Annotated in this window: 12 protein-coding genes; 7 read left to right on the forward strand and 5 right to left on the reverse strand. The window is 64.5% G+C overall.

Features of this window, described 5'->3' with window-relative positions; translation table 11 throughout:
- The first annotated feature begins 24 nt into the window (after nucleotides 1-24).
- From recN to can, 6 genes are all read left to right on the forward strand, one after another.
- Nucleotides 25-1689, forward strand: coding sequence for a DNA repair protein RecN (gene recN / locus AB4Z32_RS16030; RefSeq protein ID WP_442122846.1), 1665 nt, complete (start codon nucleotides 25-27; stop codon nucleotides 1687-1689).
- 14 nt (nucleotides 1690-1703) lie between these two features.
- Complete coding sequence (hemH, locus tag AB4Z32_RS16035) at nucleotides 1704-2807, forward strand: ferrochelatase (RefSeq protein WP_442122847.1); 1104 nt, start codon at nucleotides 1704-1706, stop codon at nucleotides 2805-2807.
- A 371-nt stretch (nucleotides 2808-3178) separates the two neighbouring features.
- Nucleotides 3179-3736 (forward strand): nucleotide exchange factor GrpE, encoded by a 558-nt coding sequence (grpE, locus tag AB4Z32_RS16040; RefSeq protein ID WP_442122848.1) that lies wholly within the window; start codon nucleotides 3179-3181, stop codon nucleotides 3734-3736.
- 96 nt (nucleotides 3737-3832) lie between these two features.
- The gene (gene dnaK, locus AB4Z32_RS16045; RefSeq protein ID WP_442122849.1) at nucleotides 3833-5776 is read left to right on the forward strand and encodes a molecular chaperone DnaK; all 1944 of its coding nucleotides are present in this window, start codon (nucleotides 3833-3835) and stop codon (nucleotides 5774-5776) included.
- A 132-nt stretch (nucleotides 5777-5908) separates the two neighbouring features.
- Nucleotides 5909-7030, forward strand: coding sequence for a molecular chaperone DnaJ (gene dnaJ, locus AB4Z32_RS16050; RefSeq protein WP_442122850.1), 1122 nt, complete (start codon nucleotides 5909-5911; stop codon nucleotides 7028-7030).
- Nucleotides 7031-7115: 85 nt separating this feature from the next.
- Nucleotides 7116-7790, forward strand: a complete 675-nt coding sequence (can, locus tag AB4Z32_RS16055; RefSeq protein ID WP_442122851.1) for a carbonate dehydratase — start codon at nucleotides 7116-7118, stop codon at nucleotides 7788-7790.
- Between the two features lie 125 nt (nucleotides 7791-7915).
- Here can and AB4Z32_RS16060 read toward each other — a convergent pair whose 3' ends face one another.
- From AB4Z32_RS16060 to AB4Z32_RS16075, 4 genes are all read right to left on the reverse strand, one after another.
- Nucleotides 7916-8974 carry a porin gene (locus tag AB4Z32_RS16060; RefSeq protein ID WP_442122852.1) on the reverse strand — a complete coding sequence of 353 codons (1059 nt, stop codon included), beginning with the start codon at nucleotides 8972-8974 and terminating at the stop codon, nucleotides 7916-7918.
- A gap of 27 nt (nucleotides 8975-9001) precedes the next feature.
- The gene (locus AB4Z32_RS16065) at nucleotides 9002-10330 is read right to left on the reverse strand and encodes an MFS transporter (RefSeq protein WP_442122853.1); all 1329 of its coding nucleotides are present in this window, start codon (nucleotides 10328-10330) and stop codon (nucleotides 9002-9004) included.
- A gap of 35 nt (nucleotides 10331-10365) precedes the next feature.
- Nucleotides 10366-10845, reverse strand: a complete 480-nt coding sequence (locus AB4Z32_RS16070; protein ID WP_442122884.1) for a gluconokinase — start codon at nucleotides 10843-10845, stop codon at nucleotides 10366-10368.
- A 212-nt stretch (nucleotides 10846-11057) separates the two neighbouring features.
- Nucleotides 11058-12086 (reverse strand): LacI family DNA-binding transcriptional regulator, encoded by a 1029-nt coding sequence (locus tag AB4Z32_RS16075; RefSeq protein ID WP_442122854.1) that lies wholly within the window; start codon nucleotides 12084-12086, stop codon nucleotides 11058-11060.
- A 91-nt stretch (nucleotides 12087-12177) separates the two neighbouring features.
- Between AB4Z32_RS16075 and AB4Z32_RS16080 the strand changes: the two genes are divergently transcribed.
- Complete coding sequence (locus AB4Z32_RS16080) at nucleotides 12178-12549, forward strand: nucleotide pyrophosphohydrolase (RefSeq protein WP_442122855.1); 372 nt, start codon at nucleotides 12178-12180, stop codon at nucleotides 12547-12549.
- Between the two features lie 2 nt (nucleotides 12550-12551).
- Here AB4Z32_RS16080 and AB4Z32_RS16085 read toward each other — a convergent pair whose 3' ends face one another.
- Entirely contained in the window at nucleotides 12552-14153 is a 1602-nt protein-coding gene (locus AB4Z32_RS16085) for a methyl-accepting chemotaxis protein (protein ID WP_442122856.1), read from the reverse strand.
- Between the last annotated feature and the right edge of the window lie 44 nt (nucleotides 14154-14197).

Below are 14197 nucleotides of genomic sequence, written 5' to 3' on the forward strand. Positions count from 1 at the left end.
CGAAACCAGGAGACCTGTTTCTTCATGTTGCGCACATTGACCATCCGCGACTTCGTCATCGTCGACACGATCGAACTCGAGTTCTCGAATGGCTTCACGGTCTTCACTGGCGAGACCGGAGCCGGCAAGTCGATCCTGATCGATGCGCTGCAGCTTGCGCTGGGCGGGCGCGGCGACGCCAGCATGGTGCGCGAGGGCGCGGCCAAGGCCGACATCAGCGCCGACTTCGCGCTCACGCCGGCGGCCACCGCCTGGCTCGAGCAGAACGAGTTCGGCGTCGAGGAGGGCGGGGCGCTGCTGCGCCGGGTGATCGACAATGCCGGCCGCTCGAAGGCCTACATCAACGGCATCGCCGCCACCGCCGGCCAGTTGCGCGAGCTGGGCGAGATGCTGGTCGACATCCATGGCCAGCACGCCCACCAGTCGCTGCTCAAGCAGGATGCCCAGCGCGCCCTGCTGGACAACCAGATCGCCGTGCGCAATCCGGAAGCCACGGCCCAGGTGCAGGCGGTCGCCAGTTGCTACAAGGCCTGGCGCGCGCTGTCGCGCCAGCGCGAGGAATTCGAGACCAATGCGAAGAACGTGCTGCTCGAACGCGAGCGGCTCGAATGGCAGGTCGGCGAGCTCGATAAACTGGCCGTGAAGCCGGGCGAATGGACCGAGATCACCAACGAGCACAGCCGCCTGTCGCATGCGGCCAGCCTGCTCGAGGGCGCGCAGGAAGCCCTGAACGCGATCTCCGAAGCCGAGCAGCCGATTTTGTCGCAGCTGTCCTCGCTGAACCAGAAGCTGGGCAAGCTGGCCGACGTCGACGCCGGCCTGCAGAACGTGCTCGACTGCATGGAGCCGGCCCGCATTCAGCTGCAGGAAGCGGTGTACGCGCTGAACGACTACATCGACAAGGTCGAGCTCGACCCCGAGCGCCTGTCCCAGGTCGATGCGCGCATGGATGCGATCCACAGCACCGCCCGCAAGTTCCGCGTCACGCCCGAGGAGCTGCCGGACGAGCACGCCACGCTGAAAGCCAAGCTGCGCCAGCTGGCCGATGCCAGCGACGTCGACGGCCTGCGCCGCCAGGAACAGCAGGCCAAGGCCGCCTACCTGGAAGTGGCGGGCCGCCTGTCCGCCACGCGCCAGGATGCGGCGCAGCGTTTGAGCGAGCAGGTGTCGGAAGCGATGCAGGAACTGTCGATGAGCGGCGGCCGCTTCGTGGTGTCGCTGAATCCCTGCGAGCCGGCCGTGTACGGCATGGAGCAGGTCGAATTCCTGGTGGCCGGCCATGCCGGCGTCGCGCCGCGTCCACTGGCCAAGGTGGCCTCGGGCGGCGAACTGGCGCGCATCTCGCTGGCGATCTCCGTCATCACGTCGAACGCCACCACGGTGCCGACCCTGATCTTCGACGAGGTCGATACCGGCATCGGCGGCGGCGTCGCCGAGGTGGTGGGGCGCCTGCTGAAGCGCCTCGGCCACAGCCGCCAGGTGCTGTGCGTGACCCACCTGCCGCAGGTGGCGAGCCAGGCCAACCAGCACTTCCAGGTGGCCAAGGGCACCACCGGCGAGGGCAAGACGGTCTCGCGCATCGACGTGCTGGACAAGAAGGAAAGGGTGGAAGAGGTGGCGCGCATGCTGGGCGGCATCGAGATCACCGAGACTACCCGCAAGCACGCACGCGAGCTGCTGGCTTCATGAACCTCCGCCACTTTATGCCCTTCAGAAAAGAACCGCCCCACACCCACGGCACGGTCGCCAAAAGCGCCGTCGTGCTGGTCAACCTCGGCACGCCCGATGCGCCCACCCGGACAGCGGTGCGGCGCTACCTGAAGCAGTTCCTGTCCGATCCGCGCGTGGTGGAGATCCCGCGCGCCGTCTGGAAGCTGATCCTGCATCTCGTCATCCTGCCTTTCCGCTCCGGCAAGTCGGCGGAAAAGTACGCGATGATCTGGACCCGCGAAGGTTCGCCGCTGAAGGTGTACACGGCGCGGCAGGCGGCGAAGCTGGCGGAACTGCTCGGCGAGCGCGGCCACGAGGACGTCGAGGTGGCGATGGCGATGCGCTACGGCTCGCCGGCGCTGCCGGAGGTGCTGGACGGACTGAAGGCGAAGGGCGTCGACCGCATCGTGGTGCTGCCGGCCTATCCGCAGTATTCGGGCACGACCACGGCCTCGATCTGGGATGCCGTCTACGCCCACTACGCCCAGGTGCGCAACATTCCCGAGCTGCGCCTGGTCAAGCACTACCACGACCATGAAGGCTATATCGAGGCGCTCGCCGACTCGGTGCTGGACTATTGGGAAGCCCACGGCCGCGGCGACAGGCTGGTGATGAGTTTCCATGGCGTGCCCAAGCGGACCCTGACCCTGGGCGACCCGTATTACTGCGAATGCCAGCGCACCGCGCGCCTGCTGGCGGCGCGCCTGCGCCTGTCGCCCGAGCAGTACGTGGTCACCTTCCAGTCGCGCTTCGGGCGCGCCGAGTGGCTGCAGCCCTATACGGCGCCGACCGTGCAGCAGCTGGCGCGCGAAGGCGTCAAACGCATCGACGTGATGTGCCCCGGCTTCACCAGCGACTGCCTGGAGACGCTGGAAGAGATCAATATGGAAGTGCGGCACGAGTTCGAATCGAACGGTGGCCAGGACTACCACTACATTCCCTGCCTGAACGATAACCCGGCCTGGATCACGGGGCTGGCGGAAATTGCCGAGCAGCACCTGATCGGCTGGCCCACCATGATGAGCCCGTCACAGCGCGAGGCCCGGCGCAAGGATGCGGACGTGGCGCGCGAGCACGCGGCAGGCCTGGGCGCATAACGCGAATAACCAAGGTGGGCACGGCGTGCCCACGCACGCGGACCTGCTAAAATGGCACGTTTTGCGGCGTCGCCCCGAGTTCCGCCAGGCAGATCGCTGCCAGCGCAAGGGCGGTCCAGACCACTATGGCGCCGCTGATCAGATGCAGTCTCATGATCTTTCCCCTGTTCCAATTAGGAAACATGGTAAGACGGCCAACTGCTGCCGGGTTCTGCTGCCGCGTAAATCCTGTAACAAAAAATGTCAGGATATGCACATGTTAGAGCTGCAATTCCCCTTGAAAACGTAGGGGATCGCCCCATATGGGGCCCGTGTGTTAAGCAGGACAAGTCAATCAATCAGCCAAGTCCTTGATTCTAGGAGTTTTTTCGATGCAAGACCAAGAAAACCATGAGGTGACCAACCAGCCGGAAGGTGACGCCGCAGCCAACGCAGCGAATGCGGGCCAGGCAACGCCGGCGTCGTCGGAGCCGAGTCTCGAAGAACAGCTGAGCGCCACCGAAGCCAAGCTGGCCGAGATGCACGATGCCTTCATGCGCGCCAAGGCCGAAGCGGACAATATCCGCCGCCGCGCCCAGGAAGATGTGAGCAAGGCCCACAAATTTGCCATCGAAAGCTTTGCCGAGGCCATGGTGCCGGTGCGCGACAGCCTGGAGATGGCGCTGAAGGTCGAAGCCCCTACCGTGGAATCGATCAAGGAAGGTGTCGAGATGACCCTCAAGCAGCTCACCGCCGCGTTCGAGAAGAACCGCCTGGTCGAAGTGATGCCGCAGCCGGGCGACAAGCTCGACCCGAACAAGCACCAGGCCGTCGCCGTCGTACCGTCGGAGCAGGAAGCGAATACCGTGGTCACAGTGTTGCAAAAAGGTTACATGATCGCCGACCGCCTGCTGCGCCCGGCCATCGTGACCGCTGCACAGCCGAAATAAATTTGCTCGTGCTAATTCCAAGCTCTTGAAAGCACGCAGTTTTTCCCTATATTCGACACATCTGAAAACTAAAACTAAGTATTAAAGGAAAATATTATGGGCAAAATCATCGGTATCGACCTGGGCACCACCAACTCCTGCGTGGCGATCATGGAAAATGGTCAGCCCAAGGTCATCGAAAATGCCGAAGGTGCTCGCACTACGCCTTCGATCATCGCTTACCAGGAAGACGGCGAGATCCTCGTCGGCGCGCCGGCAAAACGCCAGGCTGTCACCAATCCGAAAAACACCCTGTTCGCGGTCAAGCGCCTGATCGGCCGTAAGTTCGACGAAAAAGAAGTCCAGAAGGACATCGGCCTGATGCCGTACGCGATCGTCAAGGCCGACAACGGCGACGCCTGGGTCAGCGTGCGCGACAAGAAACTGGCGCCGCCGCAGATCTCGGCGGAAGTGCTGCGCAAGATGAAGAAGACCGCCGAGGACTACCTGGGCGAAGAAGTCACCGAAGCCGTGATCACCGTGCCGGCCTACTTCAACGACTCGCAGCGCCAGGCGACCAAGGACGCCGGCCGCATCGCGGGCCTGGACGTCAAGCGCATCATCAACGAGCCGACCGCGGCCGCGCTGGCATTCGGCCTGGACAAGACCGACAAGGGCGACCGCAAGATCGCCGTGTATGACCTCGGCGGCGGCACCTTCGACGTGTCGATCATCGAGATCGCCGACGTCGATGGCGAGAAGCAGTTCGAAGTGCTGTCGACCAACGGCGACACCTTCCTGGGCGGCGAAGACTTCGACCAGCGCGTGATCGACTACATCATCGACGAATTCAAGAAGATCAATGGCCTCGACCTGTCGAAGGACCCGATCGCCCTGCAGCGCATCAAGGCTTCGGCCGAGCGCGCGAAGATCGAGCTGTCGTCCTCGCAGCAGACCGAGATCAACGAGCCGTACATCGCCATGGCGAACGGCGCGCCGGTCCACCTGAACCTGAAGATCACCCGCGCCAAGCTGGAAGCCCTGGTCGAGGAACTGATCAACAAGACCATCGAGCCGTGCCGCGTCGCCATCAAGGATGCCGGCATCAAGGTGTCGGACATCGACGACATCATCCTGGTCGGCGGCATGACCCGCATGCCGAAGGTGCAGGAAAAAGTGAAGGAGTTCTTCGGCAAGGATCCGCGCAAGGACGTCAACCCGGACGAGGCCGTCGCAGTCGGCGCCGCGATCCAGGGCTCGGTGCTGGCCGGCGACCGCAAGGACCTGCTGCTGCTGGACGTGACCCCGCTGTCGCTGGGTATCGAAACCCTGGGCGGCGTGATGACCAAGATGATCCACAAGAACACCACGATCCCGACCAAGTTCTCGCAGGTGTTCTCGACCGCCGACGACAACCAGCCGGCCGTGACCATCAAGGTCTACCAGGGCGAGCGTGAAATCGCAGCGGGCAACAAGAGCCTGGGCGAGTTCAACCTGGAAGGCATCCCGCCGGCACCGCGCGGCACCCCGCAGATCGAAGTGACCTTCGACATCGACGCCAACGGCATCCTGCACGTGGGCGCGAAGGACAAGGCCACCGGCAAGGAAAACAAGATCACCATCAAGGCCAACTCGGGTCTGTCGGAAGACGAGATCCAGAAGATGGTGAAGGACGCCGAGCTGAACGCGGAAGAGGACAAGAAGGTCAAGGAACTGGCGGAGTCGCGCAACCAGGCCGACGCGCTGGTCCACTCGACCCGCAAGTCCCTGACCGAGTACGGCGACAAGCTGGACGGCGGCGAGAAGGAAAAGATCGAAGCCGCGATCGCCGACCTGGAAGGCTCGATCAAATCGGGCGACAAGGCCGAGATCGATGCCAAGGTGGCATCCCTGTCGACCGCCGCGCAAAAGCTGGGCGAGAAGATGTACGCCGACATGCAGGGCCAGCAGGCTGGCGCTGCGGGTGCGGCTGGCGCGCAACAGCCGGGTGCTGAATCGGGCGCCAAGGCGGACGATGACGTGGTCGACGCCGACTTCAAGGAAGTCAAGGACGCCAAGTAATGTCACAATAGGGGGTTAGCCGCTCAAGTTAGCTCCCAACGCGGAACATCCCGAGCCGATGCAGCCTTCTGGTGCCCGGCTCGGTTTTTTTGCACAGACAGTTTTTCAAGATAGACAGCAAGGTGCCGACAAATGGCAAAGCGTGATTTTTACGAGATCCTCGGGGTCGCCAAGACTGCGTCGGAAGACGAGATCAAGAAGGCCTATCGCAAGCTCGCGATGAAGTACCACCCCGACCGCAATCCGGATAACAAGGAAGCGGAGGAGAAGTTCAAGGAGGTCAAGGAAGCCTACGAGATGCTGACCAATCCGGAGAAGCGCGAAGCGTACGACCGTTACGGTCACGCCGGCGTCGATCCGAACAGCGGCATGGGCGGCGGTTTCGGCGCCGGCGGTTTCTCGGACGCCTTCGGCGACATCTTCGGCGATATCTTCGGCGGCGGCCGCGGCCGCAGCTCGGGCCCGCAGGTGTACCGCGGCGCCGACCTGCGCTACAACCTCGAGATCACGCTGGAACAGGCAGCCGCCGGCTTCGACACCACCATCCGCGTGCCGAGCTGGGACAAGTGCGATACCTGCCACGGCAGCGGCGCCAAGCCGGGCACCCAGCCGGTCACCTGCTCGACCTGCCACGGCCACGGCCAGGTGCGCATGCAGCAGGGCTTCTTCTCGATCCAGCAGACCTGCCCGAAGTGCCATGGCAGCGGCAAGATCATCCCGGAACCGTGCGCGGCCTGCGGCGGCGCCGGGCGCATCAAGCGCAACAAGACCCTGGAAGTCAAGATCCCGGCCGGTATCGACAACGGCATGCGGATCCGCTCGTCGGGCAACGGCGAGCCGGGTACCAACGGCGGTCCTCCGGGTGACCTGTACGTCGAGATCCACATCAAGCCGCACGAGGTGTTCCAGCGCGAAGGCGACGACCTGCATTGCGAAATGCCGATCTCGTTCAGCAAGGCGGCACTGGGCGGCGAGATCGAGGTGCCGACCCTGGGCGGCAAGGTATCCTTCACGATCCCCGAAGGCACCCAGACCGGCAAGATCTTCCGCCTGAAGGGCAAGGGCGTCAAAGGCGTGCGCTCCGGCTACGCGGGCGACCTGTTCTGCCACGTCGTGGTCGAGACCCCGGTCAAGCTGACCGACAAGCAGAAGGACCTGCTGCGCGAGTTCGAGCGCCTGACCAAGGAGGGCGGCGCCAAGCACAGCCCCCAGAGCAAGGGCTGGATGGATAAAGTGAAGGACTTCTTCGAGTAAGAAGTCGACAACCGCTGGATGGCGCGAGTCCCAGCGGTTTTTTTTGCATTAATAGTTATCTTAAACACAAGGTCGAGAGAATCAGATGCCTAACTCAAAACCCATCACCAGGGAGCTGTTCGCCAAGAACCGCGCCTGGGCGGAATCGGTCGTCGCCAAGCAACCCGATTTCTTTAATTCGCTGGCCGCGCAGCAGGCCCCGGAATACATGTGGATCGGCTGCTCGGACAGCCGCGTGCCCGCCAACGAACTGCTGGGCATGATGCCGGGCGAGATGTTCGTCCATCGCAACGTGGCGAACGTGGTGGTGCACTCGGACCTGAACTGCCTGTCGGTGCTCCAGTTCGCCATTGATGTGCTCAAGGTGAAGCACGTCATCGTCTGCGGTCATTACGGCTGCGGTGGCGTGCACGCGGCCCTCACCGGACGCCGGGTCGGCCTGACCGACAACTGGCTGCGCCACGTGCAGGACGTCAAGCACAAGCATGGCCGCTACCTGGGAGAGATCGTGCAGCCCACCGTCGCCCACGATCGGCTGGTCGAGCTGAACGTGGCCGAGCAGGTGATCAACTGCGCCCAAACCACGGTGGTTCAGGACGCCTGGGACCGCGGGCAGGAACTGACGATCCACAGCTGGGTGTACGGCTTGAAGGACGGCCTGCTGCGCGATCTCGGCATGACGGTGTCCAGCGCCGAGGAACTGACGCAGAAATACGACGCGCTGCTGGCGCGCTACGCGGACGGCTGGACCCCGGCGTGAGCGAGCCGCTGCAGCTGCACGACCTCGGCATCACGGTCGGCAGCCACCAGGAGGTCCAGCCGAAGCTGGACCTGATCCTGCAGCGTTATCTGGAAAGCGACGCCGGCAACTGAGCCGGCAGGCCGTCAGAAGCGATGGCGCAAGCCCATCGCGAGCTGGCGGTTGCCGGTGCCGGGCTCTTCGCTGTTGCCTTCGGTGTAGGCGGCGCCGTTGTGGTTGTGGATCACGCCGTAGGAGGCGTAGACGTCGCTGCGCTTCGAGAACGCATACATGTAGGCAGCGCCCAGCTGTTGCGCATCCTGGTTGTGCAGGGTGCGGTCGTCCGCCCGCACATAGGTCAGGACCACGGTGCTGGCGCCGAACGGCACCGACGCGCCCAGCAGCAGGTCGCGGCTGTCGGTCGACGCGATCGGCGGCAGGCCGCCAAACACTGCCGCGCCATTGTTCAGGGGCGCGCTGTTGCGGCCCTTGTTCACCTCGTAGCCGAAGTAGGCGCGCAGGATCCCGAAGTCGTAGTTCGCACCCAGCAGCAGGTTGCGCGCCGGGTCGGTGCCGCTCAGGATCGAGGTGTCGTTGTTCTTGCGGTGATAGGCGATGCGGGCCGACAGCGGGCCGCCGGTGTAGCCGAAGGAGCCGCCGAAGGCCCGTCCGGCGGCGCTGTCGCCGGCGACTTCGCCGGCCACATACATCAGATCGCCGCTGAATCCATTCATATCGGGGCTACGGTACAGCACCGAGTTCGACGCCCGGAATCCGGTCGGCGGCATCAGGTTGTTGGAGCGCACGACGCCGTTGCGCAGCGGGTCGACCACCACGTTGAGCGTGGTGAACAGCGGCGTGTCCTGCAGGCCGGCGGAGACCGAACCGAGGCGGCCGCGCAGGCCGACGATCGAGGTGCGGCCGAACAGCGTGTTGTTCTGGGTCGAGGTGCCGTTGTCGGCGTGGATGCCGCCCTCGATCACGAAGAACGCGGCCATGCCCTGGCCAAGGTCTTCGCTGCCACGGAAGCCCCAGCGGCTCTGGGTGGCCATGCCGCTGGTCACGCGGGTCGAGGTGCCGGTGACGCCGCCCTGGTCCACCGACACGCCCACATCCATCACGCCATAAAAGGCGACCGAACCGTCGGCCAGCGCCGCGCCGCTGCACAGCATGGCTGCGCACATCAGGGAAAACTTGGATTTCATCTTCGTCTTTCTTTTTTTGTTGTTCTATCAGGCGGTCTTGGCCGGTGCGCGTACTGCGGGCTTGCCGGATTCCGGATCGGGAATCGGTTCGATCTTCCCTAGCACGAACACGAAGCAGACGATGCCGATGACGAGGATGACGCCGGCGACGAAGAAGGCATTGGCGAACGAGGCGGTGGCGCCGACGATCATGCCGGTCACGATCGGCGCGGCCGCGCCCATCAGGTTGTTCGCGAAGTTCATGATGCCGCCGATGGTGCCGGCGCCGCCCTTCGGCGCGATCAGCGAAGGCAGCGACCAGCCGACCGGCGCGGCCGAGGCCAGGCCGCCCAGGGCGATCGAGATCCAGAAGATGGCCCAGGCCGGGTCAACGGTCTGGGTGGCGCCGAACACGGCCAGGCCGAAGGTCATGCCGACGATCAGCACGGTCTTGCGCACCTTCGATTCGTTCCTGCCCCGCGAAACCAGGTGGTCGATCAGCCAGCCGCCGACGAACAGGTCGGTCAGGGTGGCGAAGGCCCAGGGGATGGCGGCGAATCCGGCCGACTTCAGGATGCTCATGTGCATCGACTCGACCAGGTAGCCGGGCAGCCAGGTCAGGAACAGGTAGAAGGTGTAGCCGTAGGCGGCGAAACCGATCGTCAGGCCCCATACCTTGGACTTGGTCAGCAGATAGCCGAGCATATTGAGGGCGCCGGCATCGGCCGGGCCCTCGGGCGCGGCGCCGCCGCGCTGGATGTAGTCGTATTCGGCTTTCGACAGCTTGCGGTCGGTGCTCGGGTCGCGGTACAGCACGTAGAAGGCGATGAAATACAGGAAGCTCAGGGTCGCAGTGAGGGCGAAACCCCAGCGCCAGCCGAAGCTCACCACCGTGACCGCCACCAGCGGCACCCCGATCACGTTCGAGAACTTGGCGGCGGCGTCGAAGATCGCGGTGGCCAGGCCGCGCTCGTTACGCGGGAACCAGTAGCCCGTGGCCTTGGAGCTGACCGGGAAGGCCGGCGCTTCGGCCACGCCCAGCAGGATGCGCGCCACGAAGATGCCGGCGAAGCCGCTCGAGAATGCCGTAATGATCGAGGCCAGGCCCCACAGGAAGGCGCCCCAGCGTCCGACCCGGGTCGGGCCGAAGCGGTCCAGCACCATCCCGACCGGAATCTGCAGCAGCGAATACGACCAGGCGAAGGCGGAAAACAGCAGGCCCAGTTCGACGGCGCTGAGGTGGAACACATCCTTGATCTGGGGCGCCGCGACCGACAGGCCGATGCGGTCGATGTAGTTGATCAGGACGCCCGCGCCGAGCAGCGCGCCGATGCCCCAGCGGCGCCGGGGAATACCTTGTTGTCTGGTTGAGGCCATGCTTGTGTCTCCTATGTCGTGTTGATGAACGGGTTCTAGCGACCCTCGGTATGCAGTATTTCTTCGGTGAGCGCCGGAGGTGTCTTGCTGAGGTCGAGCAGCAGGCCGGCTTCGTCCTGCTGCAGGGGTTCGAGGTCGCGCAGCTGGCTGTCGAGCAGCGAGGCCGGCATGTAGTGGGCGGTGCGCGCCAGCATGCGCTGGGCGATCAGCTCGCGAGGGCCGCTCAGGTGGGCGAAGCGCAGGTCGGGGTCGGCGGCGCGCAGCAGGTCGCGGTAACGGCGCTTGAGGGCCGAACAGGCCAGCACCAGGCCTTCGCCGCGCGCCCGGGCCGCGGCGATCTCGCCCTGCAGGATGCGCAGCCAATCGGCACGGTCGTCGTCGTTGAGAGGAATGCCGGAAGCCATCTTGGCCACGTTCGATACGCTGTGGAAGGCGTCGCCTTCGAGGAAGCGTACGCCCAGCGCCTGCGCCAGCCGCTGCCCGACCTCGCTCTTGCCGCAGCCGGAGACCCCCATGACGACCCAGCGCGCCGGCGGGGCGGACGGGGTGGGTTCGGGGCTTTGATTGATGGGCTGATGATAAATCATGATAAATTTGGTAGCGTTATCAGACGTGGCGAGTCTACGCCGATCAATGGTTTTGTAAAGAAGTTTTCATGCTGCGGCGCAGCACGAGCGGAAAACGGTGGATGCCTCGGCCGCTCGCTCGCAAGCGGCCGGGAGGAGGATCAGGCGCTTTCGCGCGCCATCAGGGTGAAGCCGAGATCGATGCGGGTGACGGCGGGCGTTTCGCCATGAATGACGGCGCGCAGCAGCTGGGCCGCCTCGAAACCGACGCGGTAGCGCGGGGTGGCGATGGTGGTGAGGGAAGGATTCATCCAGGCCGACACCGGCAGGTCGTTGAAACCGCAGATGGCGAGCCGGCCGGGCACCGCGATGCCGCGCCGCTGGCACTGGAAGATCGCGCCCTGGGCCAGGTCATCGTTGCAGCAGAAGATGGCGTCGCAGTCGGGCGTCACCGACAGCATGCGTCCCAGCAGTTCGGCGCCGAGCGCGATCGTGGAGGGGTCGTTCACCATGGTCTCGAGCAGGGGATCGTACAGGCCGGTTTCCTGCAGGGCGCGGCGGTAGCCTTCGGCCCGCTTCAGCGTGCGCTCGTCGCGCTGGGCGCCCATGAAGCCGATGCGCTTGTAGCCCTTGTCGACGAGGTAGCGGGTCATGGTGTAGCCGGCCTCGATCTGCGAAAAGCCCACCGACAGCGCGTCCGGCGAACTCGCGAGGTCCATCATCGAGACCACCGGCAATTTCGACGTGGTCAGGATTTTCGTGACCTGCTTGCTGTGGGTCAGGCCGGACAGCAGCACGCCATCCGGGTTCGACTGCAGGTAAATGTTGAGAAGCTTTTCTTCCTCGGCGTCGGAGTAGCGGGTATTGCCGATCAGGATCTGGTAGCCATCCTTTTCCAGCGCGTCCTGGATGCCGGCCAGGACTTCGGTGAACACGGCGTTCGACAGCGACGGCACCAGCACCACGATCACCTTCGACTGCGCCGATGCAAGCGCGCGGGCGGCGCGGTTGGGCACGTAGCCCAGTTCCGCCACGGCCTCCTCGATGCGTGCGCGCAGGGCGGCCGACACCAGCTCCGGCTGGTTGATCGCGCGCGACACCGTCATGGTCCCGACGCCGGCCCGCGCCGCCACCTCGGACAGCGTGACGCGGCCGCTGCTGCGGCTGCGAAGGGTTTCTGGTTTGTTCATCGTCTGGTTTGATAGCGTTATCAGCGCCCTGGTGAGTCCGGCCGCTGTATCATGGCCGTCCCACAAGGGACACTTGTATTGGAGCACGATTATGGCAAATGATTCGGCATTTGGCGACCTCGCCCGGCTGCGGGCGATGGTGCGCGAATTCGTCGACGAGCGCGACTGGGACCAGTTCCACACGCCGAAGAACCTGGCCTGCGCGATGACGGTGGAAGCGGCCGAGCTGCTGGAGCATTTCCAGTGGCTGCAGCATGGCCGCGCCGAGGAACTCGGACCAAGCAAGCTGGTGGAAGTACGGCACGAGATGGCGGACGTGCTGGTCTACCTGGTGCGCCTGGCCGACAAGCTCGACGTCGACCTGCTGGCGGCGGTGCAGGAGAAGATGGTGCTCAACCGGGCCAAGTACCCGGCCGAGCAGGTGCGCGGCGACGCGCGCAAGTATTATGAGTACAAATCGTAGGATCAGGCAGCCAGCGCCAAACGCGTTGCCGGTGCAGAGCGAACAGCCTGCCCCGCAGCACCAGCCAGGCGGAAGGTACTGACCAGCTCTTCCAGCTGCCCGGACTGCTCCTGCAGCGATTGCGCGGCGGCCGCCGCTTCTTCCACCAGGGCCGCGTTCTGCTGGGTGACGGAATCCATTTCGCCGATCGCCTTGTTGATCTGCTCGATACCGGCTTCCTGTTCCTGGCTCGCGGCCGTGATCTCGCCCATGATGTCGGTCACGCGGCGCACGCTGGCGACGATCTCGCCCATGGTCGAGCCGGCCTGCTGCACCAGGCGGCTGCCCTGGCCGACCTTCTCGACCGAGTCGCCGATCAGGGTCTTGATTTCCTTGGCGGCGGCGGCCGAGCGCTGGGCCAGGTTACGCACCTCGGAGGCCACCACGGCAAAGCCGCGGCCCTGTTCGCCGGCACGGGCCGCTTCCACCGCCGCATTCAGTGCCAGGATATTCGTCTGGAAGGCGATGCCGTCGATGACGCCGATGATGTCGACGATCTTGTTGGCCGATTCATTGATCGAGTTCATCGTGATCACCACGTCGGAGACTACCTCGCCGCCGCGCACGGCCACGTTCGATGCCGACATCGCCAGCTGGTTGGCCTGACGCGCGTTTTCTGCATTCTGCTTGACGGTCGAGGTCAGCTCTTCCATCGAGGAGGCAGTTTCTTCGAGCGCGCCGGCCTGCTGTTCGGTGCGGCTGGACAGGTCCAGGTTGCCGGTCGCGATTTCGTTGGAGGCGGTGGCGAGGGTTCCGGTGCCGCTGCGCACCTGACCGACGATGGTCTGCAGCGAGCCGTTCATGTCCTTCAGGGCTGCCAGCAGTTCGCCGGTTTCGTCGGTCGAATTGACTTCGATGTGGCTGGTGAGGTCGCCGGCGGCGACGGTCTTGGCAACGTCCACCGCGCGGCGCATCGGCAGCGTGATCGAGCGCGTGATGAAGAAGCCGATGGCAACCGCCGCCAGCAGGGCGATGACGGCCACGCCGATCAGCACCATGCGCGCCTGCCTGAACTCGACCTGGCCGGCTGCCAGTTCGGCCTGGTTGCGGGCGGCCTGGGCTTCCACCATTTTCGTGATCTCGGCCAGCCATGCCCTGGTGGCCGGCATGACGCTGGACTTCATCAGGCCGACCGCTTCGTCGTTCTTGTTTTCCCTACCCAGTTGCTGGGTTTTCGCGATCAGGGGCGCCGCCGTGTTGCGCGCGGCCGCGATCTGTTCCAGCTGCGCCCGCAACTGCGGATCGACGGTCATCTTGTCGAGGGTGGCGATGGCCCGGTCGTATTCCTGCCATGCGCCTTCGATCGTTTTGGCGAGGTTTGCCATTTCCGCGTCGTCGCTGGTGAGGATGATGTCGCGCACGTTGATGGCGATGCGGCGCTGGACATCGCGCATGTCGGTCACGTTCTTGATCTGGACGTTGTTGTTGTTGACGATTTTGTCCACGGCCGCGTTGAGCGCGTTCATGTTTTCGAGACCGAAGATCGCGACCAGGATCAGCAGGGCCAGCATCAATCCAAAGCCCAGGCCGAGGCGCTGGCCGATCTTCATGTTATTCAGCTTCATTTCTATGGAGTCCTTGTTGTCGAAGAAGGGTGCAAGCGGCCACT

The organism is Massilia sp. 2TAF26, from assembly GCF_052115005.1.
Taxonomy (GTDB): Bacteria; Pseudomonadota; Gammaproteobacteria; order Burkholderiales; family Burkholderiaceae_D; genus Telluria.

Excerpts from the sequence above, each read along its gene's own strand:
- AB4Z32_RS16075 (WP_442122854.1), bottom strand. The coding sequence starts at position 12,086 with ATGAACAAACCAGAAACCCTTCGCAGCCGCAGCAGCGGCCGCGTCACG.
- AB4Z32_RS16070 (WP_442122884.1), bottom strand. The coding sequence starts at position 10,845 with ATGGGGGTCTCCGGCTGCGGCAAGAGCGAGGTCGGGCAGCGGCTGGCG.
- AB4Z32_RS16060 (WP_442122852.1), bottom strand. The coding sequence starts at position 8,974 with ATGAAATCCAAGTTTTCCCTGATGTGCGCAGCCATGCTGTGCAGCGGC.
- AB4Z32_RS16065 (WP_442122853.1), bottom strand. The coding sequence starts at position 10,330 with ATGGCCTCAACCAGACAACAAGGTATTCCCCGGCGCCGCTGGGGCATC.
- dnaJ (WP_442122850.1), top strand. The coding sequence starts at position 5,909 with ATGGCAAAGCGTGATTTTTACGAGATCCTCGGGGTCGCCAAGACTGCG.
- recN (WP_442122846.1), top strand. The coding sequence starts at position 25 with ATGTTGCGCACATTGACCATCCGCGACTTCGTCATCGTCGACACGATC.
- hemH (WP_442122847.1), top strand. The coding sequence starts at position 1,704 with ATGCCCTTCAGAAAAGAACCGCCCCACACCCACGGCACGGTCGCCAAA.
- AB4Z32_RS16085 (WP_442122856.1), bottom strand. The coding sequence starts at position 14,153 with ATGAAGCTGAATAACATGAAGATCGGCCAGCGCCTCGGCCTGGGCTTT.
- grpE (WP_442122848.1), top strand. The coding sequence starts at position 3,179 with ATGCAAGACCAAGAAAACCATGAGGTGACCAACCAGCCGGAAGGTGAC.
- can (WP_442122851.1), top strand. The coding sequence starts at position 7,116 with ATGCCTAACTCAAAACCCATCACCAGGGAGCTGTTCGCCAAGAACCGC.
- AB4Z32_RS16080 (WP_442122855.1), top strand. The coding sequence starts at position 12,178 with ATGGCAAATGATTCGGCATTTGGCGACCTCGCCCGGCTGCGGGCGATG.
- dnaK (WP_442122849.1), top strand. The coding sequence starts at position 3,833 with ATGGGCAAAATCATCGGTATCGACCTGGGCACCACCAACTCCTGCGTG.